The 18127-nt window shown below is 63.0% G+C and carries 23 protein-coding genes; 17 read left to right on the top strand and 6 right to left on the bottom strand.

What is annotated here, in order from left to right; all coding sequences use genetic code 11:
* From MAXJ12_RS37580 to MAXJ12_RS09095, 3 genes are all read left to right on the top strand, one after another.
* Positions 1–1468: tetratricopeptide repeat protein (locus MAXJ12_RS37580; RefSeq protein WP_008835530.1), on the top strand; the 1468-nt coding region annotated here is incomplete at its 5' end.
* Entirely contained in the window at positions 1465–2217 is a 753-nt protein-coding gene (locus MAXJ12_RS09100) for an alpha/beta fold hydrolase (RefSeq protein ID WP_008835529.1), read from the top strand. The genes MAXJ12_RS37580 and MAXJ12_RS09100, both read left to right, overlap by 4 nt.
* 124 nt (positions 2218–2341) lie before the next feature.
* Positions 2342–2953: a hypothetical protein gene (locus tag MAXJ12_RS09095; RefSeq protein ID WP_008835528.1), complete on the top strand. Its 612-nt coding sequence runs from the start codon at positions 2342–2344 to the stop codon at positions 2951–2953.
* 9 nt (positions 2954–2962) lie between these two features.
* On the opposite strand, the gene MAXJ12_RS09090 is transcribed toward MAXJ12_RS09095, so the two are convergent.
* The gene (locus MAXJ12_RS09090) at positions 2963–3889 is read right to left on the bottom strand and encodes a metallophosphoesterase family protein (protein ID WP_085983904.1); all 927 of its coding nucleotides are present in this window, start codon (positions 3887–3889) and stop codon (positions 2963–2965) included.
* Positions 3890–3942: 53 nt separating this feature from the next.
* Between MAXJ12_RS09090 and MAXJ12_RS09085 the strand changes: the two genes are divergently transcribed.
* On the top strand, positions 3943–4443 hold the full coding sequence (locus MAXJ12_RS09085; RefSeq protein ID WP_008835526.1) for an NUDIX domain-containing protein: 501 nt from the start codon (positions 3943–3945) through the stop codon (positions 4441–4443).
* Here the strand turns inward: MAXJ12_RS09085 and MAXJ12_RS09080 are convergent, their stop codons facing one another.
* Positions 4444–5424: a glutathione S-transferase family protein gene (locus MAXJ12_RS09080; protein ID WP_008835525.1), complete on the bottom strand. Its 981-nt coding sequence runs from the start codon at positions 5422–5424 to the stop codon at positions 4444–4446.
* A gap of 272 nt (positions 5425–5696) precedes the next feature.
* On the opposite strand from MAXJ12_RS09080, the gene MAXJ12_RS09075 reads away from it, so the two are divergent.
* The 8 genes from MAXJ12_RS09075 (at position 5697) to MAXJ12_RS09040 (ending at position 11163) form a co-directional block, all read left to right on the top strand.
* Positions 5697–6221 carry a GNAT family N-acetyltransferase gene (locus MAXJ12_RS09075; protein ID WP_008835524.1) on the top strand — a complete coding sequence of 175 codons (525 nt, stop codon included), beginning with the start codon at positions 5697–5699 and terminating at the stop codon, positions 6219–6221.
* Positions 6222–6283: 62 nt separating this feature from the next.
* A complete protein-coding gene (locus tag MAXJ12_RS09070; protein WP_008835523.1) occupies positions 6284–7045 on the top strand; it encodes an SDR family NAD(P)-dependent oxidoreductase in 762 nt (253 codons plus the stop codon).
* Positions 7046–7082: 37 nt separating this feature from the next.
* Positions 7083–7403 (top strand): type II toxin-antitoxin system RelE/ParE family toxin, encoded by a 321-nt coding sequence (locus MAXJ12_RS09065; protein WP_008835522.1) that lies wholly within the window; start codon positions 7083–7085, stop codon positions 7401–7403.
* Entirely contained in the window at positions 7400–7699 is a 300-nt protein-coding gene (locus MAXJ12_RS09060) for a helix-turn-helix domain-containing protein (protein ID WP_008835521.1), read from the top strand. Before MAXJ12_RS09065 ends, MAXJ12_RS09060 begins: the two co-directional genes overlap by 4 nt.
* A gap of 10 nt (positions 7700–7709) precedes the next feature.
* Positions 7710–8891 (top strand): CoA transferase, encoded by a 1182-nt coding sequence (locus tag MAXJ12_RS09055; RefSeq protein WP_040585517.1) that lies wholly within the window; start codon positions 7710–7712, stop codon positions 8889–8891.
* Positions 8892–8927: 36 nt separating this feature from the next.
* Entirely contained in the window at positions 8928–9722 is a 795-nt protein-coding gene (locus tag MAXJ12_RS09050; protein WP_008835519.1) for a HugZ family pyridoxamine 5'-phosphate oxidase, read from the top strand.
* 131 nt (positions 9723–9853) lie between these two features.
* Positions 9854–10198, top strand: coding sequence for an ArsR/SmtB family transcription factor (locus tag MAXJ12_RS09045; RefSeq protein WP_008835518.1), 345 nt, complete (start codon positions 9854–9856; stop codon positions 10196–10198).
* 152 nt (positions 10199–10350) lie between these two features.
* Entirely contained in the window at positions 10351–11163 is an 813-nt protein-coding gene (locus MAXJ12_RS09040) for a TrmH family RNA methyltransferase (protein ID WP_040585516.1), read from the top strand.
* Here MAXJ12_RS09040 and MAXJ12_RS09035 read toward each other — a convergent pair.
* Positions 11152–12237, bottom strand: coding sequence for a coiled-coil domain-containing protein (locus MAXJ12_RS09035; protein ID WP_008835516.1), 1086 nt, complete (start codon positions 12235–12237; stop codon positions 11152–11154). The two genes, MAXJ12_RS09040 and MAXJ12_RS09035, sit on opposite strands and share 12 nt — an antisense overlap.
* 113 nt (positions 12238–12350) lie before the next feature.
* Positions 12351–12932: a DUF1134 domain-containing protein gene (locus MAXJ12_RS09030; RefSeq protein WP_008835515.1), complete on the bottom strand. Its 582-nt coding sequence runs from the start codon at positions 12930–12932 to the stop codon at positions 12351–12353.
* A gap of 336 nt (positions 12933–13268) precedes the next feature.
* Here MAXJ12_RS09030 and chpT point away from each other — a divergent pair, with 336 nt between their 5' ends.
* Complete coding sequence (gene chpT, locus MAXJ12_RS09025) at positions 13269–13898, top strand: histidine phosphotransferase ChpT (protein WP_008835514.1); 630 nt, start codon at positions 13269–13271, stop codon at positions 13896–13898.
* 189 nt (positions 13899–14087) lie between these two features.
* Positions 14088–14468: a response regulator gene (locus MAXJ12_RS09020; RefSeq protein ID WP_040585514.1), complete on the top strand. Its 381-nt coding sequence runs from the start codon at positions 14088–14090 to the stop codon at positions 14466–14468.
* Positions 14469–14561: 93 nt separating this feature from the next.
* Here MAXJ12_RS09020 and ctrA read toward each other — a convergent pair whose 3' ends face one another.
* Complete coding sequence (gene ctrA, locus MAXJ12_RS09015; RefSeq protein ID WP_008835512.1) at positions 14562–15257, bottom strand: response regulator transcription factor CtrA; 696 nt, start codon at positions 15255–15257, stop codon at positions 14562–14564.
* A gap of 452 nt (positions 15258–15709) precedes the next feature.
* Here ctrA and MAXJ12_RS09010 point away from each other — a divergent pair, with 452 nt between their 5' ends.
* Positions 15710–16087, top strand: coding sequence for a flagellar export protein FliJ (locus tag MAXJ12_RS09010; RefSeq protein ID WP_008835511.1), 378 nt, complete (start codon positions 15710–15712; stop codon positions 16085–16087).
* Positions 16088–16150: 63 nt separating this feature from the next.
* Entirely contained in the window at positions 16151–16597 is a 447-nt protein-coding gene (locus MAXJ12_RS09005; protein ID WP_008835510.1) for a paraquat-inducible protein A, read from the top strand.
* 24 nt (positions 16598–16621) lie between these two features.
* Here the strand turns inward: MAXJ12_RS09005 and sciP are convergent, their stop codons facing one another.
* A complete protein-coding gene (sciP, locus tag MAXJ12_RS09000) occupies positions 16622–16897 on the bottom strand; it encodes a CtrA inhibitor SciP (protein ID WP_006203587.1) in 276 nt (91 codons plus the stop codon).
* Between the two features lie 270 nt (positions 16898–17167).
* Between sciP and mnmA the strand changes: the two genes are divergently transcribed.
* Positions 17168–18127, top strand: a 960-nt coding sequence (gene mnmA / locus MAXJ12_RS08995; RefSeq protein WP_008835509.1) for a tRNA 2-thiouridine(34) synthase MnmA, incomplete at its 3' end; no start/stop codon positions are given.

Here is an 18127-nt window from a genome sequence, read left to right as displayed (position 1 = left end):
CGCGGGGGAGCCGATACGCATCACCGTCCCCCGCGGCAGCTACATTCCGGCCTATGAGGTCAACCCGGACCGGCACCCGGCGGCAATCGTTGAAGTGCCCGCGGATGAGGCAGCGGAACCGGCCCACGACATCGATCTGGCCTTGGCAGATGAAAGCGGCACGCGCCCGTCGGGCGCGCAGATGATGCGCCAGCTCAAGCTCTTCTGGGGCGCCATGGCCGTCATCATCCTGATGCTCGGCTTCCTGGTCTACCGCATCAACGAGCCGGCGCCCGGCGATCAGGTTGGGGCCTCTGCGGGCGGCATTCCGGCCGAGACCAGCAGTGTTGCCGGACTGGCCGCCCTCGAAGCACTGCCGCCTGTCTATATTTCGCAAACATCCGAGGCCGAGGGACCGACGCGGGTCGCTTCCGTGCTGCGTACCGGCCTATCCGGCTTCGATACGGTCGACTTCATCGGCCGCGACATTGCCGAGAGCGACCGCGGCAATCCGCTTCAATTCGTGTTCGTGGTCGGCGCGGGCCTTGCCGAAGGCGACGTGCTGGTGGAGTTGCAGCACAGCGCCAGCGGCAAGGTTCTCTTGTCGCGGGTGCTGCCGGCGGCCGATGTCGCCGCCGCCAAGCTCGACGACACCATCGCCGATATTCTGAGCTCGACCGTTCCTGCCTCGGGCACCATTTACGGACACATCGACCAGTTGGGCATCCAGACCGGGCTGACCGCCTGCCTGTTGCTCAATGACGACTATTACCTGGCCGAATCCGAGGACAAGCATGCCGAGGCCTACCGCTGCTTCGAAACGCTCGCCCTCGACAACGCCAAATCGCCGCTCATCTATGCCGAGATGGCTTCGCTGCACATGGAGGCGGTGCGCGACGGCTACCGCTACCCGCCCGGCGCCACGGCCGATCAGGCGCTGGCGCTCGGCTACCGCGCAGTGCAGATGGTGGCGACCAGCCCCTACGCCCACCGCTCCTACGGCTTTCTGAACCAGCGCATCGGCAACTCCGAAGAGGCTACGCGCTGGATGCGCAAGGCCTATGAACTCAATACTTACGACCTGTCGATGGCGGCGGCTTATGGCTATGCCCTGATCTTTTCGGGCAATTACCGAGAGGGCGCGCCGATCATGGAACGCGCGGTCGAGGCGTCGAGCGTACATCCGAGCTGGTGGGACTACGGGCTGTTCCTGGCACGGTTCATGCTGAACGACGTGGCAAAATCGGAACGCGCCGCCGAAGCCCTGGTGACCGCCAAGCGCGGACACTACATCGCGGTCCGCGCCATCGCCGCCGACTGCGCCGGCAAGCCGGAACTGGCCAAGAAACTTCTCGACGAACTGGTGGCCGAGTTCCCTGAATTCGCCAGCAACCCCCGCGCCTTCTTCGTCAACGGCAAATACCCGCCGGACATGACGAACAAACTGCTCGAGGCGCTTCGCCACGCCGGCCTGGGCGGTCCGAGTTGAGGCTCTTTGCCCGCGAGGATGGCGGCGGCGCAACGCCGATCGTCTTTCTGCACGGCTTCGGCGGTTGCCACGGCCTGTGGCGGCCCGTGACCGACGCGCTCTCGCCGGAACACCGCACCATCGCCTATGATCTGCCCGGCCATGGAGCCTCTCGCGGCTGGCCCGACGCCGGACCGGCCAAGATCGCCGTGCGCGCCGTCTCCACCGATCTCGATGCGCGCGGCATCGAGAAATTCCATCTTGTCGGCCATTCCTTTGGCGGAGCGGTCGCGACGCTGCTTGCGTCGGCGAAACCGCAAAACGTCGCTTCGCTGACGGTGCTGGCCCCCGGCGGCTATGGTCCGGAGATCAATGGCGCGCTCCTGCGCCACTACGGCGCGGCGGTCGAGCCTGACGAAATCCGCGATTGCCTGGCGGCCATGTCGGGACCGTCGAGCGCGGGGCCCGAAGAAGCGGTGAAGGTGCTGGCGGAGATGCGGCGGCGGCCTGGACAAACCGAAATGCTCGCCAGGATCGCCGCAGAGATCAGCCGCGACAACAGGCAGGGCGTCATTTCGCGCGACACGCTTGCGGCGCTCGCAATGCCTGTCTCGGTGATGTGGGGAACAGCCGACCCGCTGCTGCCCTATAGCCAGACGGAAGGGCTGCCATCGCAATTTTTGCTCCACTCCGCCGAGGGGTTCGGCCATATGCTGCCGGAAGAAGCCCCCCGCCTTGTGGTCGATGTCGTTCGCCGAACTGTCGGCTGAGCCAGGCGCTGCAAAAACTGCCTGAAGCCCGAGTTTTGGAGACGTGTGGCTCAACGCTCAGGCTGTTTTCGCGCTCCGTTTATGTTAACACTTCCTTAAGAGCCCCTTGCGGTTGGAGCGGACCATGAGTGACGCAGGCGAAAACGTGACGCCTATCGAGCATGCGCGCAAGCTTTCCGATGCGATCCGCGACGTGAAGAACGCGGCCGCCGACCGGGATGACGTGGTGGTGGAGATGCGCGAGGCGAGCCGCATGCGGCTCGACCTGCTCGCAGCCGAACTTGCGCCGGTCTTCGCCGAAGTGCCCGCCGATGTGGAAATTTTCGATTTCGCCGTGTCATCCGGCCTGCAGCCGCGCCTGTGGATCGACGCGACCAGCCATGTGACCATGGGTCGAGACCGCCGAACCTACCGCTTTTTGAAGGACACGCGTGTCGGCCGCGTCGTGCTCGCCGAATCGACCAACATGAAGCCGGTGGCCGACCAGGTCACGCGCTATGTGGCCGAGCGCCTCGTCGAACGCCAGCGCATGATGGACGGCAGCGCCGAGCCGGCGGTCGCAGGCGTGCTGAAATCCTCAACAGGCGAAGCCGCCGAGCCGCTGCGCACCAAGCGCAATGGCTGGTCGGCTTTCTTGACCGGGCTCGGGCTGGTGATTGCCGGCGCACTTGTCGGCCTGGCCGCCTCGGTCGCCCTTTTGTGGGACCGTCTCGCGGCGATGGGCATCGGCTTCTAGAGCATCGCTCTAAGTCCGCTCGACAAGCCGTGCTTCGGGCGTCAGATCGATCGACATGAGGTCAGAAGGCGGCATGGCCGCGCCTGTCAGGCCGCGTCGCGTCAGCCGGATTGCCCAGGCGCCCACCTCTCCCGATATGTCGAGGAGATTGTACTGGGCGGCCGGCTTGGAATCGCCCGGCGACTGGCCTGCCGCGGCGGCCCCGACCACCGGCACCGGCCTGCCGCGGCCGCCGATCCAGTAGAGCGTCGGCAGATGCGAATGGCCGTGCAGCACCAGCTCGGCGCCATGCTTCTGCATGGTCGCTTGAAAGGTGCCTATGCCGAACAGCCTCTTGTGCTGCGGCACCGCGCCGCGCACCGGCGGATGGTGCAGCATCACCACCCGGAACAGGCCACGTTTGGCGGCATCGTCGAGCATCCGGCCGAGCCGGTGCGACTGGTCTTCGCGAAAGAAGCCGCTCGCCATGAAGGGCGCCGTGGCGCGCGCCGTCGACACGCCGATGAGCGCCACCTGCCCCCGCACCCGCATATAGGGAAAGCCCTTGCGGTCGGTCGGCGGGCTTGCGCCGTCGCCGGTCATCCAAGGACCCCAGACACGGCAGGTCTTGTCGAAGGCGCCCGGCACATAGGCATCGTGGTTGCCCGGCACCACCGAAACGTCCCCGGGCTTTCCGAGCGTCTCGAGCCAGATCCGCGCGAGTTCGATCTCGGCGTCGAGCGCCAGGTTGACCAGATCTCCGGTGACGGCGAGGTGGTCGGGCTGCGACGCCTGCATGTCGGCCACGATCGCGCCCAGAACCCCCTCGGTCAGCACCCGGCGGCGGTTGCGATGCCAGTTGACGTAGCCGACCATGCGCTTGGACACGAGTTCACGATAGGTTACATCGGGAAGCGGCCCCAGATGAACGTCGGAAAGATGCGCAAGCCTGAACATCCAGCCCTTGTAGGATACCGAAGCCTGCCTTTCCACCCGTGGATAGCGGCCTGATGCCGAACATAGAAAGAAACGATCCGTTCCGGCAGACGGGGTGGCCGGGACTGCGCGGACGGCTGTTCCATTTCTACTTCCTGCTGCGCCGTCCCATGACGCTTGGCGTTCGTGGGCTGGTCCACGATGAAGCCTCGAATTCGGTGTTCCTGATCCGCCATACCTATGTGCCCGGCTGGCAGCTGCCGGGCGGTGGCGTCGAGCTGGGCGAGACCATGCTGGAAGCGCTGGAGCGCGAACTTGCCGAGGAAGGCAACGTCTCCCTGACCGCGCCGCCGGAGCTGCGGTCGCTGCACTTCAACCGGCAAGCGAGCCGGCGCGACCATGTCGCGCTTTATCTGATCCGGCAGTTCAGCCGCTCCGGGCCAAAACTGCCCGACCGTGAAATCGCCGAGGCCCGTTTCTTTCCGCTCGACGATCTGCCGGAAGCGACCACGCCGGCGACAAGGCGGCGCATTGCCGAGATCTTCGGCGGCGAACCGGCCTCGCCCTTCTGGTGATCAGCCGAACCGCCTGCGATCGTGCGGCGCCGAATAGTCAAGCTCCGGCCCCACCGGAATGATCCGCGTCGGATTGATGGTGTCGTGGCTGCCGTAATAATGCGACTTGATGTGCAGCATATCGACCGTGGCGGCGACGCCCGGAACCTGGAACAGGTCGCGCAGGTAATTGGAAAGGTTCGGATAGTCGGCGATGCGACGCAGATTGCATTTGAAGTGGCCGACATAGACCGGATCGAAGCGCGCGAGCGTGGTGAACAGCCGCCAGTCCGCCTCGGTGATCCGGTCGCCGGCTAGATAGCGCTGGCGCGAAAGCCTGTCCTCCAGCGCGTCGAGCGCTGAAAACAGCTCGGCGAACGCTTCCTCATAAGCTTTCTGCGTGGTCGCGAAGCCGGCGCGATAGACGCCATTGTTGATCTGCGGATAGACCAGCGCGTTGACCGTCTCGATCTCGTCGCGCAACTCCTCGGGATAGAAGTCGAGAGAGCCGTCGCCCCATTCGTCGAAGGCGGAATTGAGCATGCGGATGATCTCGGACGATTCATTATTGACGATTGTCTCGCTCTTCTTGTCCCAGAGCACCGGCACGGTGACGCGGCCCGAATAGGCTGGATCAGCTTTGGTGTAGATCTGGTGCAGGAAATCGAGGCCGTAGAGCGTGTCGCCGGTCGCGCCGTCCTCCTTGCGGAATGTCCAGCCGTCCTTGCCCATGAAATGGTGGACGACCGAAACCGAGATGACGCCTTCGAGCTTTTTCAGCACCCGGAAGATCAGTGTGCGATGCGCCCAGGGGCAGGCGAGCGAGACGTAGAGATGGTAGCGTCCGGGCTCGGCCTTGAAGCCGCGACTGCGCCCCGGCCCGGGCTCGCCGTCGACGGTGATCCAGTCGCGCCACTGCGATTCCGCGCGCTCGAATTTGCCGCCGGTTTCCTTGGTATCGTACCAGCGGTCGGTCCATTTGCCGTCGACCAGCAGTCCCATCGTCAGTCTCCTTTGCTGTTCCTCTCCGATGTAGTGCGCAATGCGTCGAAGCGGAATTCCTTTGGGGGTGAACAGATCGTCGCCTGAGTGCAGAAATCGCGGATGGACGCCGCCCGAAAATGATGCTAGCCGGTCGTTTCGATGGCAAAATGCTTCGCACATATCCGGTTCGACCGACGACGAATGGGCGCCCGCGCTTGAGAAAGCGCTGATTGCGACGGGCTGCCGCGCGCAGCCGCCCCCATTTCCCTCCTCGACCGGGTGTGAACGAAATGAGTTTTGCCGACACGATCTATATGCCGGAGCAGCCGGCGCACGATTCCCAAATCGAAATCATCAACGCCGAGGCCTTCGGGCCGGGACGCTTCACGCGCGCCGCCTACAAGATACGCGAAGGCGGGCCGCATGAACGCAGCCTGTCTTTCGTGGCGATGAATGACGGCGCAGTCATAGCATCGGTTCGCATGACGCGGATCGCGGCGGGGGCCGGGCACGCCTTGCTGCTCGGCCCGCTTGCGGTGCGCCCGGCCTACAAGAACATCGGCATCGGCCGCAAGCTTGTGGCCATGGCGCTGGAGGCGGCGGAAAATTCGGGCGCAGGCGCGGTGATACTGGTGGGAGACGAACCCTATTACGGGCCGCTCGGCTTCAAGAAGATCCCGCGCGGCCAAATCTCCATGCCCCGCCCTGTCGATCTCGATCGGCTGCTGGCGGTGGAATTCACGCCCGGCGCTGTCGCCGCGCTGACCGGCGAAGTCTTGCATGCCGACCAGGTCAGGGACACGGAAGAGGCCTGAGCAGTTGCGCCGCGGTGGCCGCCTCCTTAGCATGGGAAAAGCAATGAACGAGGGGGCCGGTCATGAAACCGCAGGAACAAACCGCAATCGTCACGGGCGGCGGCTCGGGATTGGGGGAGGCGACGGCGCGCGCGCTGGCTGCGGCAGGCGCGAAGGTCGCCGTGCTCGACATCGGCATGGAACGTGCGGCTGTCGTTGCCCGCGAGATCGGCGGCGTTGCCATCCGCTGCGATGTGAGCAGCGCAGAGGGTGCCGAGGCGGCCATTGCTGAGGCGGCGGAGGTGCTTGGGGAGCCGCGCATCCTGGTCAATTGCGCCGGCGTCGCCATCGGCGCCAAGACGCTGGGCAAGGACGGCCCGCACCCGCTGGACACCTATCGTCGGGTGATCGAGGTCAACCTGATCGGCACCTTCAACATGACCCGGCTGGTTGCCGACCGCATGGCGAAGCAGGAGCCGCTGGAAGGCGGCGAGCGCGGCGTGATCGTCAACACCGCGTCGGTCGCGGCTTTCGACGGGCAGATCGGCCAGGCCGCCTATTCCTCGTCCAAGGGTGGCGTGGTCGCCATGACGCTGCCGGTGGCGCGCGATCTTGCCCGCTCCGGCATCCGCGTGATGACCATCGCACCCGGCATCTTCAAGACGCCGATGCTGATGGGCATGCCGCAGGAGGTGCAGGATTCGCTCGGCGCGTCCGTGCCCTTCCCGCCGCGTCTTGGCGAGCCGTCCGAATATGCCGCGCTGGCGCTGCACATCATCGAGAACCAGATGCTGAACGGCGAGGTGATCCGCCTCGACGGCGCGATCCGCATGGCGCCGAAGTAGACGCTGGCCTTGAATTCATATCATATATGACATAAACATGTGGACGGTCGAGTTCCTCAGCAAGCAGGTCTGGTCGGAATTCAGTGCGCAGCCGCGCGAGATCAGAGCGAGCTTTGAAAGGATTGTCGGGCTGATACAGGCCAATGGCCTTGAGAAGGTCCATGAGCCCTACGTGAAGCATTTGGAAGGCGTATTATGGGAGATGCGCCTGAAGGGAAAGGATGGCATCGCGCGGGCCGTCTACGTCACTGCCGTCGGGCGGCGAATTGTAATCCTTCGCGTCTTCACGAAGAAGACCGAGAAAACGCCGCGCCGCGAAATTGAGCTGGCCTTGCAGAGGTCGAAGGAGGTTCGATGACGAGAAAATTCATTCCCGTGAGCGAGGCATTCGAGGAATGGCGCAAAGATCCTGAATACGTGAAAGCCTACGACGCCCTCGAAGAGGAATTCGCGCTCGCATCCGCATTGATCGACGCCCGGGCGAAGGCGAACATGACGCAGGAGCAGGTTGCCGAGCGCATGAACACGTCGCAATCCTACATCGCCAAGCTTGAAGGCAGCCGTGTCAGCCCGACGCTGAAGGCGCTCAAGCGTTATGCCGAAGCCACAGGATCGACGCTGAAGATCAGCTTTGTTCCGCGCGACCACCCCTGATTCGGCGAAGATATTGGATAACTCTCCGGGTCGGCAGCCAGCATCGAAACCCGGCCCGCTCGCCGGGCTGACGATCATCGAGATGGCGGGGCTGGGCCCGGCGCCGCTGGCCGCTCTGATGCTTTCAGAAATGGGCGCACGGGTCGTCCGCATCGAGCGCATGGCGAGCGGCAAGGCGTTTCTGGCGCTGCCGCCCGAACACGACCTCGACCGCCATGGCCGTTCCATCCTCAAGCTCGACCTGAAACGGCCCGAGGGTATCGCGCTCGTCCTGCGGCTTCTCGAAAAGGCGGACGTGCTGATCGAGGGATTCCGGCCGGGCGTCATGGAGCGGCTGGGCCTCGGTCCCGAAGAGTCGCAGCGCCGTAATCCCAAGCTGATTTACGCCAGGATGACCGGATTCGGACAGCAAGGCCCGCTCGCCGGCCGCGCCGGACATGATCTCACCTACCTCGCCTATAGCGGAGTGCTGCACGCCATCGGCCCGAGCGATGGCAAGCCGGTACCGCCGCTCAACCTTGTCGCCGACTATGGCGGCGGCGCCATGTTCCTGATCGCCGGTATTCTGGCGGCGCTGTTCGAGACCTCGCGGTCCGGCAAGGGCCAGGTGGTCGACGCCGCGATGGTGGACGGCGCATCCATGTTGGCCGCGCCCTTTTTCTCCTTCATGGCCGCCGGCTTCTGGACCGACCGGCGCGGCTCCAACCTGCTCGATTCTGGAGCGCCATTCTACGATACTTACCGAACTGCCGACGGAAAGCACGTCGCGGTCGCCTGCCTGGAACCTCAATTCTTTGCCGAATTCGCCAAATTGCTACCACTGGAGCAGCGTTTTGCGGCCGCTCAATACAACAGGTCGATGTGGGACGGCATGCGCGAGGCGATCACCCGGCGCATTGCTGAAAAGACCCGCGACGAATGGGCTGCCTTGTTCGAGAACACCGACGCCTGCGTGGCGCCGGTGCTTTCCTTTTCCGAGGCGCCGCAGCACCCGCACAACCTCGCTCGGGGCGTACATGTGAAGGCGGGAGCGCTGGAGCGCCCTGCCCCCGCGCCGCGTTTTTCGCGCACGCCCTCCGCTACTGCCGCGCCACCGGCCGCGGATGAGGCAACTGCTGCGGTGCTGGAGCGCCTGGGCATAGCGCCTGATGACATCGAGGCTCTTGCCAAGGCGGGCATTGTCGGGAGATAACTAGACAAAGATCATCAACATTGATGAAGGCCGGCATTGGAAAAGACCAAGGATGTCATCAGGCCGACGGATGCGGATGCCATCCGGCTGGCCAAGACGCTGATCCGGTCGGCGCGCTACGGCGCCATCGCCGTGCTGGATCCGGAGACCGGCGCGCCATTGGCGAGCCGCGTCGGTGTGGCGACAGACACTGACGGCTCGCCGCTGATCCTGGTTTCGATGCTGTCGGCCCACACCCGCGCCATCATCGCCGATCCGCGCTGTTCGCTGCTGCTCGGCGAACCCGGCAAGGGCGACCCGCTCGCTCACCCTCGCATAACGCTGGTCTGCCGGGCGGCGCGCCTCGAACGCGGTACCGCCGCGCAGGCCCGAGCCGAGCGGCGCTATCTCAACCGCAACCCGAAGGCGCAGCTCTATGTCGGGCTCGGCGACTTCTCGCTGTTCCGGCTCGAAATCGAACGCGGCAGCCTGAATGGCGGTTTCGGCAAGGCCTATAATCTCACGGCCGCGGATCTGCTGACCGACAGCCCGGCGCTCGACGCGCTCGCCGAGAGCGAGCAGTCGGCGCTCGACCACATGAACGCCGACCATCTCGACGCCATAAGCGTCTATGCCCGGCATTTCGCCAAGGCGTCCGGCGAGGGATGGCGGGTTACCGGTTTCGACGCCGACGGCATGGACATCGCCTCCGGCGACGAAGTCAGGCGGATATTTTTCCCGCAACCGCTGTCGGATGCGGGCGAGCTCAGGAAAATCCTGGTGGAAATGGCCAAGGCGGGCAGGGCCGCGCTGAGAGTTGGACCTAGACAGGAGGCGTCCGTGCCACCTTGAGATTTTCGCCGAATACTTCTAGGTTGAACCAGTGATGGCCGGGTGATTCAGCGCGCTTGCGCGAGACCGGCTTGGCTTTCCGACGTTATTGCCCCCATGGCGTCTGAAATGAGCAAAGATTGTGGGGCATCATGATTTCGAAACAGCTTATCGCGAACGCCGAGAAGGCCGCAGCACTGCTGACGCTGCTCGGCAATGAGAAGCGGCTGGTGATCGTGAGCCATCTGCTTGAAGGCGAGATGTCGGTCGGCGCGATCGCCGAAAAAGTTTCTCTCAGCCAGTCGGCCCTTTCGCAGCACCTGGCGAAGCTGCGCAGCGTCCATCTGGTCGAGACGCGCCGCGACCGCCAGATGATCTATTACTCCTGCCGGTCCGACGCGGTGCGTCAGCTCCTGGGAACGCTTGACGGCATTTTCAGCTTCAAGGCGAATGGGAAGCACCCGGAGCGCCTGGAGCACCAATTGGCGGAGACTTAACGCCGGCAGCGCATCGCCAGGAAAATCGGACCCGATTTTTCGAAAGCACGATGCGCGGATTCAAAGACTTCAACATCATTTGTGTGTTCGAAGGGACGCGCGGCGCCGTAGACGTCGTTTATCCACCGGATGACCACGCGCGAACACCCAGCATGAACCTTGTCCACATCACCGACCCTCAGGATCCGCGGGTCGCGCCCTATCTCGACATAAGGGAGCGCGACCTTGCCGGGAGGCAGGGCCGGTTTGTGGCCGAAGGCAAGGTCGTGTTGAATGTGCTTTTCTGGGCGCGGCGATTTGAGGCCGAATCCGTTCTGGTGCTTGAAAACCGCCTTCCCGGTCTTGCAGCCACGCTGGCGCTCGCCCCCGCCGACGTGCCGGTCTATATTGCGTCCGGCCCGGTGATGGACGCGATCGCTGGCTTCCACATTCATCGCGGTGTACTGGCTATCGGCCGCAAGCGCTCGCCGCAATCGCCAGAGGAATTGCTCGACGAACTACCCGAGCAGGCGCTGATCGTCGTGCTGGTCGGCATCGCCAATCATGACAATATCGGCGCGATATTCCGTAACGCTGCGGCGTTTGGGGCTGACGCGGTGATCCTCGATGCGAGTTCCTGCGATCCGCTCTACCGCAAGGCGATCCGTGTTTCGGTTGGAGCCGTGCTCAAAGTCCCCTTCGCGGTGGCGGACGATGCCAACGCGCTCGCCGACGCGATGGCGGTGCGCGGCTTCGAGCTCTACGGCTTCTCGCCACAAGGCAAAACCGACCTGCGCGAGGTCGAGCGGTCCGAGCGCGCAGCGCTGTGGTTCGGAGCCGAAGGAGAGGGCTTGGCGGAAAAGCTGCTTGCCCGCCTGAACACGGTGCGCATCGCCATGGCCGGCGGGTTCGACAGCCTGAACGTCGCGGCAGCTTCGGCGATCGCACTGCACCAGCTGGCGGAATTGGAGAGATCAGCCGGCTGAAGCGGCCTTCTGCAAGGCGCGAACGCGATCGGCAAGGCTGATTTTCTCGGCGCCGGCGCCCTCTCCGCTGTTGGGGGTCGGCGACGACAGCGCCTTCGCGATCGGCGAGCCCTGCCCTTCGAGAACGCTGGTCAGATGCACCATCTGCGCTGCCAATTCGCCTATCCGCTCGCGCAGCATTTCGTCATCGCCGCCTTTGGCGGTTGCCGTTGCCGCCGCCTTGAGATCGGCCTTCAGCTTGCGGTTTTCGCGTGTCAGCGCCGTCAGGCGGCTTTCAAGTCGCTTGCGGCCGGCAGGCAGTTCAATCTCTTCGTTTTCCGCGGCGGTGGCGCGCGCCAGTTCCTCGCTCAGGCGGGCCAATTCCTTTCCGCTGTGCACCAGCTTTTCTTCGCGCTCGGCGAGTGTTCTTTCGAGGCCGTCGACCTTCCGCGCCTCGGCTCTCAGCGCATCGCGCAGCGTGGCAGCCTCGCGTTCCCGTTCCTGAAACAGCCTTTCGGCCTTTTCCGCCTTGCTCCTCAACTGGACGGCCTCGCTGTCGAGCTGCTCCAGTTCCGATTCCCGCGCCACCAGTTCGATCTGGCGGCTGCTCGAAGAGAAGCTGGCGTCCTCATACAGGCGGCCTAGCTTTTCGATCTCTGCCGCCCGTTGCTTCAGCACATTGTCGGCTTCGGCGAGCCTGGCCGACAGCCGCTGCATGTTGTTGCTCTGCTGCTGCAATTCGGTGCGCAGCGCTTCGCCGGCGGCTTCGAGCGCCGTTATCTCGCGGTTCTTTTCGGAGATCACGGAATTGAGCGCCTTGATCTCCTCATGGCCCCGGCCGATCTCGACGATCTGGGCCGCATTTTTATCGCGAAGCGCCTGCGCGCTCATTTCGAGCCGCCGCGCCGACATGGCGAATTCCGCCCGCATCCGGTCCTTGTCGGCCTGGATCTCGTCGAGCGTCATCGGCATGGCAGCTTCGACGCGCTTGCGTGTCAGGGTCACCGCGCGCCGCCAGAACGCCGGCGCGACCAGGAGCGCGATAAAGCCGGCGGTGAGAAAGCCGAGTGCAAAGAACAGGATGGACTGGATCACGTCGGGTCACGAACTCTGGTTGGAGCGGCTCGCCGGCGCGCAAACGCCGCCTCCGCGCTACAACCAATATGCCGGAATGCCAGCCGGCGGCAACCGGCGCTCCGGCCCGAGCGCTAGAACGGATTCCAGGTCGGCTTTTCCGTCAGCTTCAGGTAACCGACATTGACGCCGAGCCGCGCGCCGACGCCGGTTCGCACAGGAACAAGCAGCATGTTGCCGTTCTTCAAGACGTTGAAGCCTAAGCCCGCGACGACATAGGCCGAGCCGGCCACGCCCGCGAAGCGGTGGTAGAGGTTCGGAACATCGTCGAGATTGTAGACCAGGATCATGTTGCGTGACCCCTGGCCGCCGAAATCCCAGCCCAGCGAGGGACCCTGCCAGAACACCTTGTGATCGCCGGCATTCTTGGTGTAGAGCGTGCCTTCGCCATAGGTCAGGCCGCCAACCAGCGCGCCCGAGCCCTCCTCGCCCAGAATGTAGCCGTTTGGCAGGCCGTAGGACGAGAAGATCTTCTCGATGACGGTGGCAAGACCACCAGACGTCGCACCGAAGAAGCGATGTCCGGAATCGACGATTTCCTGCGCGGAATATTCCTGCGCGCGCAACTGGCCCGTTGAAACGGCGAGAATGCCTGTCAGTGCCAACATCAGCGCGGCAAGCCGGAGAACGCTCCGGTCGTAAAGTCGGGAAAACATGCTTGCAAATCTCCGTCCGGGAGCGTTTTCGCCGACGCCTCGGCGCGCTGCAACTCTTTGGCGGTCGCTTGCCACGCCATTTACCAAAACTATGCCGTAAATCTTTTCCAAGCATTAAGCCTCCATACGAAGATGGCGCTTCGGTGGCCTGACGGCCCTTTCCGAAGGATGGTTTTCGCCCTATGGAGCAATCGTTTTGACGATGAACATTTCCTGATTTGTTGATGCGCGCGGCAGCGCTGTGTAACGAGGAGGCGGGGTGGGACGGCCTGATTCGCCACCCGGTGCGACAGAATTCGCTCGTGCCTCCATTTTAATTGCCGCAGGGACACATTGATGGCCGAGCTTTTCACGCTTTCAGCAGCCGATCTGGCCGCACTTTTGTGCAGCCGCGTATGCCACGATATCATTTCGCCGGTCGGCGCGATCAACAACGGACTGGAGTTGCTGGATGAGGGCGGCGCCGACGCCGACGCCATGCAGCTGATCCGCACCAGCGCCCGCAACGCCTCGGCGCGCCTGCAATTCGCCCGGATCGCCTTCGGCGCCGCCGGTTCCGCCGGCATGGTCATCGACACCGGCGATGCGGAAGCCGTCGCCACCGCTTTCCTGCGCAGTGAAAAGCCCGAGCTCACATGGACGGGCCGCCGCGCGCTCCTACCCAAGAACAAGGTCAAGCTGCTCCTGAACCTGATCCTGGTGGCGCTGGCTGCCATTCCGCGCGGCGGAAAGATCGGCGTGACGCTGGACGACGTCGAGACTGAGCCGAAATTCCAGATTTCGGCCTCGGGGCCGATGCTGCGCGTGCCGCCGAAATTCCTCGAACTGCATTCCGGACAAAAGCCGGAGGAACCGATCGACGCGCATTCGGTGCAGCCGTACTACACGCTGCTTCTGGCGCGCGAATCAGGCATGGAGATTTCGATCCACGCCACGGCCGAAGAGATCGTCTTCACGGCCGCCTGATCAGCGCTCGCCGCCGTTTCGTCACGACGCGGCGGCTTTACCCTAAGTTTACCTAACCTTTTGTCCGGTTCTTTACCGGGTTGGGATACCGTTCGACGATCAAACCGCTGCCTTGCTAGGTCGCGGGCGGAAGTTTGCTTACCGAAGAGTCCGCCGCTTTTCGGGATCATGTTCAAGGGGGACCGTGTCATGAAACGCTGCATGTTCGTCGACGATTCCAGCGTGATCCGCAAGGTCGCCAAGCGCATATTGGGCGGTCCGGCGATGGTGGTGATCGAAGCGGCGACCGGCCTCGACGCCATAGAAATGTGCGCGGCCGACATGCCCGACATTATCGTGGTCGATGGCTCCCTGCCCGATATGCCGACTTCCGAAGTGATCAGCCGCATTCGCGCTATCGAAAGTCCGGTCAAGCCGCAGATTGCGGTTTGCCTGATCGAGATCGACGTCGGCGCCATCATGCGCGCCAAGCGTGCCGGCGCTCAGGGCTACATACTGAAGCCTTTCACCCGGCCGCAGCTGCTCGAGCGTTTTCGCAATCTCCAGGCGGCCGCCAAACATTGCGAATAGCGATAAGCGAATAGAGATAAGCGAATAGCGTCACATACCAAAAAGGCCGCTGCAAGCGGCCTTCTATTCGCTAATCGCTATTCGCTATTCGCTCTATGCGCTTTCGCGGATCTCTTCCGGTTCGCGCAACACATAGCCGCGGCCCCAGACCGTCTCGATGTAGTTCTGTCCGCCGGAGGCCGCGTCGAGCTTCTTGCGCAACTTGCAGATGAAAACGTCGATGATCTTCAGTTCCGGCTCGTCCATCCCGCCGTAAAGATGATTCAGGAACATTTCCTTGGTCAGCGTCGTGCCCTTGCGCAGCGAGAGCAGCTCCAGCATCTGGTATTCCTTGCCGGTCAGATGCACGCGCTGGCCGCCGACTTCCACCGTCTTGGCGTCGAGATTGACCACCAGGTCGCCGGTTGTGATGACTGACTGGGCATGGCCCTTGGAGCGGCGCACGATGGCGTGGATGCGGGCGACGAGCTCGTCCTTGTGGAACGGCTTGGTCATGTAGTCATCGGCGCCGAAGCCGAGGCCGCGAACCTTGTCCTCGATGCCCGCCATGCCGGAGAGAATCAGGATCGGCGTCTTCACCTTGGAAAGGCGAAGCGTCCTCAAGACTTCGTAGCCCGACATATCAGGCAAATTGAGATCAAGGAGAATGATATCGTAGTCATAGAGCTTGCCGAGATCGACACCTTCTTCACCCAAATCAGTGGTGTAGACGTTGAAACTCTCAGATTTCAGCATCAGCTCGATGCTTTGTGCGGTTGCACTGTCATCTTCTATCAGCAGAACGCGCATTTCATTCCCCTTTTCTGCCGCCGGACCGTTTGGCACTCCATCCGGTGCCGGAGCAGCGATTGCTGTAAGCTGAGGCTGCCACCGAATGGTTAACAAAATCTAATTCCGCCTGCAAAGCGATATCAGATTTTTTAACCATCGGCTACATTCTCTTGAATCTTATGACGAATCCAAACGATCGGCTCTTAATGCGTCGCGTGAACAAACAGCTTCAAGTGATTCATGTGATTCACCTCCGCCGGCAATTCAGCTTTGCACCCGGATTTTTACCGGGCCTTAAGGTCCTGGCGCGTATGATTAACAATGCCCGTAAACGAATGGTTACCGGCGCCGAAAAATCTTAGGAATTCGTTTCCTATCGTGGCGTCGGGCCGGCCGGACCGTTTGCGGCAGGGTCTTTTTCGTGGGTAGGGCTGTTTGTTCAGAGTTTTGCGTCTCCGGGAGTACAAGTCATGAAGTCACGTGAAAACCTCGTTCGGCTGAAACAGTTTCAGGTGAACGAGAAGCGCCGGCAGCTGCTTCAACTCGACATGATGATCGCGGAATTCGAGCGCATGGCCGGCGACCTGGATTTCCAGATCAACGCCGAGGAAAAGAAGGCCGGCATCACCGACATCAACCATTTCGCATATCCCACCTTCGCCAAGGCCGCCCGCTTGCGCAGGGACAATCTCATGAATTCGCAGGCCGACCTCGCCCAGCAGCGCAGCGCCGCCGAATCATTACTCGCCGAAGCTGAAGCGGAGCTTTCCAAGGCGGAGATGCTGGAATCGCGTGACGGCAAGATGCGCGAGATCGACAATGACAGCCGCAGCGCAATGATCGGCTGAGACACGCAAACCCGTATAAATCCGCCACTATCCGCCGGGGCGCGCTTTCGCTATAGCGCGCCGATGCGGTTTCTCCTTCCGATCACGCTGCTTGCCGCCGCGATTTCGTTCGCGTTCGGCCTCGTCTTGCCGCTGGTCCGCGTCGAGCGGCTTTTCGTCTTTGCCGACGAGCCGTCGCTGCTCGGAATCGTCTCCGGACTGTGGGCTGAGGGCGACATCGCGCTGGCAATCGTCATCGCGCTGTTTTCGGTGATTTTCCCGACGATGAAGCTAGGCGTGCTTTACCTGGCCGCCTATGGGGGAGCCTCCGGCCGCGTGCTGATACCCGATTGGTTCCGTGCGCTCGCCAACTGGTCGATGCTGGATGTGGTGCTGGTTGCCCTGGTGATCTTCGCGGCAAAGACCAGCGGTCTCGCGACAGCGTTCACCAAGCCCGGCCTGTGGTTCTTCGCCGCCTCGGCGGTGTTGACGGCCATGGCGTCGGCTCTGGCGAAACGCCAGCATCCCTGAATTTTTCAGCGACTGGCGATGATTTCAGTGGCGGTATTGCTGGATGCGCGTGGTGCGCAGGCCGGCAAGGCCGTATTCGTCGATCGAGGCCTGCCAGGAGAGGAATTCTTCGGTCGTGAGCTTGTAGCGCTGGCAGGCCTCCTCGAGGCTGAGCAGGCCACCCCGGACGGCGGCGACGACTTCCGCCTTGCGGCGGATGACCCAGCGGCGGGTGTTCGTTGGAGGAAGATCGGCAATGGTAAGCGGGCTGCCGTCTGGCCCAATCACATATTTGACACGCGGTCTAACCAGATCGGTCATAGTACTCTCTACAAAAACTCAAAGACCCAATCCCCGCAACGATATCCCAACAGCTTTAAAATTTGCCTAAACGCCCGGTAAGCGTTGGGTAATGATGGTGAATCCTTCGTTAGCGGACGCTGCTGTCAGCGTCCGGCCCGCGTCTCCGGAAAAGCTCTTTGTTTGCAACGGCTTGTGATCCAGCCCGAAAAGTGGCGCTTTGCGCTTGCTTGACCTATATTGGCTTCGTTGGCATGAAGCGCCCAAATTTGAAACACGGAACGCCTTTCGATGAACAGCCTGGATCTGCCGGGACGGCCTGAAGACACACGCATCGTCGTGGCGATGTCGGGCGGCGTCGATTCCTCCGTCGTGGCCGGAATCCTGAAGCGCGAGGGCTACGATGTCGTCGGCGTGACCCTGCAGCTTTACGACCATGGCGCAGCCACCCACCGCGCCGGCTCCTGCTGCGCCGGACAGGATATTGACGACGCCCGCCGTGTGTCCGAGACGCTGGGCATCCCGCATTACGTGCTGAATTACGAAGAGCGCTTCCGCAAGTCGGTGATCGAGCCCTTCGCGGAGAGCTACGTCTCGGGCGAAACGCCGATCCCCTGCGTTTCGTGCAACCAGACTGTGAAGTTCGCCGATCTCCTGGAGACGGCGCGCGAACTCGGCGCAGACGCGTTGGCGACCGGCCACTATATCCGCAGCAAGGCTAACGGTGCGCATCGGGCGCTCTACCGCCCGGTCGACGCCGACCGCGACCAGAGCTATTTCCTGTTCGCGACGACGCAGGAGCAGATCGACTATCTGCGCTTTCCGCTCGGCGGGCTGTCGAAGCAGGAGGTGCGCGCTATCGCCGAGGAACTCGGCCTGAGCGTCGCCGCCAAGCAGGACAGCCAGGACATCTGCTTCGTGCCGCAGGGCAAGTATTCCGACATCATCGCCAAGCTCAAGCCTACGGCGGCGACGCCGGGCGACATTGTCCATATAGACGGCCGCGTGCTCGGCCGCCATGACGGCATCTTGCGCTATACGGTCGGCCAGCGCCGCGGCCTCGGCGTCGCCTCGGGCGAGCCGCTCTACGTGGTGCATCTCGACGCCGAGCGAGCGCGGGTGATCGTCGGTCCGCGCGAGGCGCTGGAGACCCATAGGATCTACCTGCGCAACGTGAACTGGCTGGGCGACATGGCCCTCGACGCCATTCCGGCGGAAGGGCTGGAACTTTTCGCCAAGGTGCGCTCGACG

This window comes from Mesorhizobium alhagi CCNWXJ12-2 (assembly GCF_000236565.1).
GTDB classification, from domain to species: Bacteria; Pseudomonadota; Alphaproteobacteria; order Rhizobiales; family Rhizobiaceae; genus Allomesorhizobium; species Allomesorhizobium alhagi.
Note: the sequence above shows the minus strand (reverse complement) of the source record. Positions and strands in the feature narration are given on the sequence as shown.

Bases quoted from the DNA above. Each gene is read 5' to 3' on its own strand.
- MAXJ12_RS09095 (WP_008835528.1), top strand. From the start codon at position 2,342: ATGAGTGACGCAGGCGAAAACGTGACGCCTATCGAGCATGCGCGCAAG.
- MAXJ12_RS09090 (WP_085983904.1), bottom strand. From the start codon at position 3,889: ATGTTCAGGCTTGCGCATCTTTCCGACGTTCATCTGGGGCCGCTTCCC.
- MAXJ12_RS09085 (WP_008835526.1), top strand. From the start codon at position 3,943: ATGCCGAACATAGAAAGAAACGATCCGTTCCGGCAGACGGGGTGGCCG.
- MAXJ12_RS09080 (WP_008835525.1), bottom strand. From the start codon at position 5,424: ATGGGACTGCTGGTCGACGGCAAATGGACCGACCGCTGGTACGATACC.
- MAXJ12_RS09075 (WP_008835524.1), top strand. From the start codon at position 5,697: ATGAGTTTTGCCGACACGATCTATATGCCGGAGCAGCCGGCGCACGAT.
- MAXJ12_RS09070 (WP_008835523.1), top strand. From the start codon at position 6,284: ATGAAACCGCAGGAACAAACCGCAATCGTCACGGGCGGCGGCTCGGGA.
- MAXJ12_RS09065 (WP_008835522.1), top strand. From the start codon at position 7,083: ATGTGGACGGTCGAGTTCCTCAGCAAGCAGGTCTGGTCGGAATTCAGT.
- MAXJ12_RS09060 (WP_008835521.1), top strand. From the start codon at position 7,400: ATGACGAGAAAATTCATTCCCGTGAGCGAGGCATTCGAGGAATGGCGC.
- MAXJ12_RS09045 (WP_008835518.1), top strand. From the start codon at position 9,854: ATGATTTCGAAACAGCTTATCGCGAACGCCGAGAAGGCCGCAGCACTG.
- MAXJ12_RS09040 (WP_040585516.1), top strand. From the start codon at position 10,351: ATGAACCTTGTCCACATCACCGACCCTCAGGATCCGCGGGTCGCGCCC.
- MAXJ12_RS09030 (WP_008835515.1), bottom strand. From the start codon at position 12,932: ATGTTTTCCCGACTTTACGACCGGAGCGTTCTCCGGCTTGCCGCGCTG.
- chpT (WP_008835514.1), top strand. From the start codon at position 13,269: ATGGCCGAGCTTTTCACGCTTTCAGCAGCCGATCTGGCCGCACTTTTG.
- MAXJ12_RS09020 (WP_040585514.1), top strand. From the start codon at position 14,088: ATGAAACGCTGCATGTTCGTCGACGATTCCAGCGTGATCCGCAAGGTC.
- ctrA (WP_008835512.1), bottom strand. From the start codon at position 15,257: ATGCGCGTTCTGCTGATAGAAGATGACAGTGCAACCGCACAAAGCATC.
- MAXJ12_RS09010 (WP_008835511.1), top strand. From the start codon at position 15,710: ATGAAGTCACGTGAAAACCTCGTTCGGCTGAAACAGTTTCAGGTGAAC.
- MAXJ12_RS09005 (WP_008835510.1), top strand. From the start codon at position 16,151: ATGCGGTTTCTCCTTCCGATCACGCTGCTTGCCGCCGCGATTTCGTTC.
- sciP (WP_006203587.1), bottom strand. From the start codon at position 16,897: ATGACCGATCTGGTTAGACCGCGTGTCAAATATGTGATTGGGCCAGAC.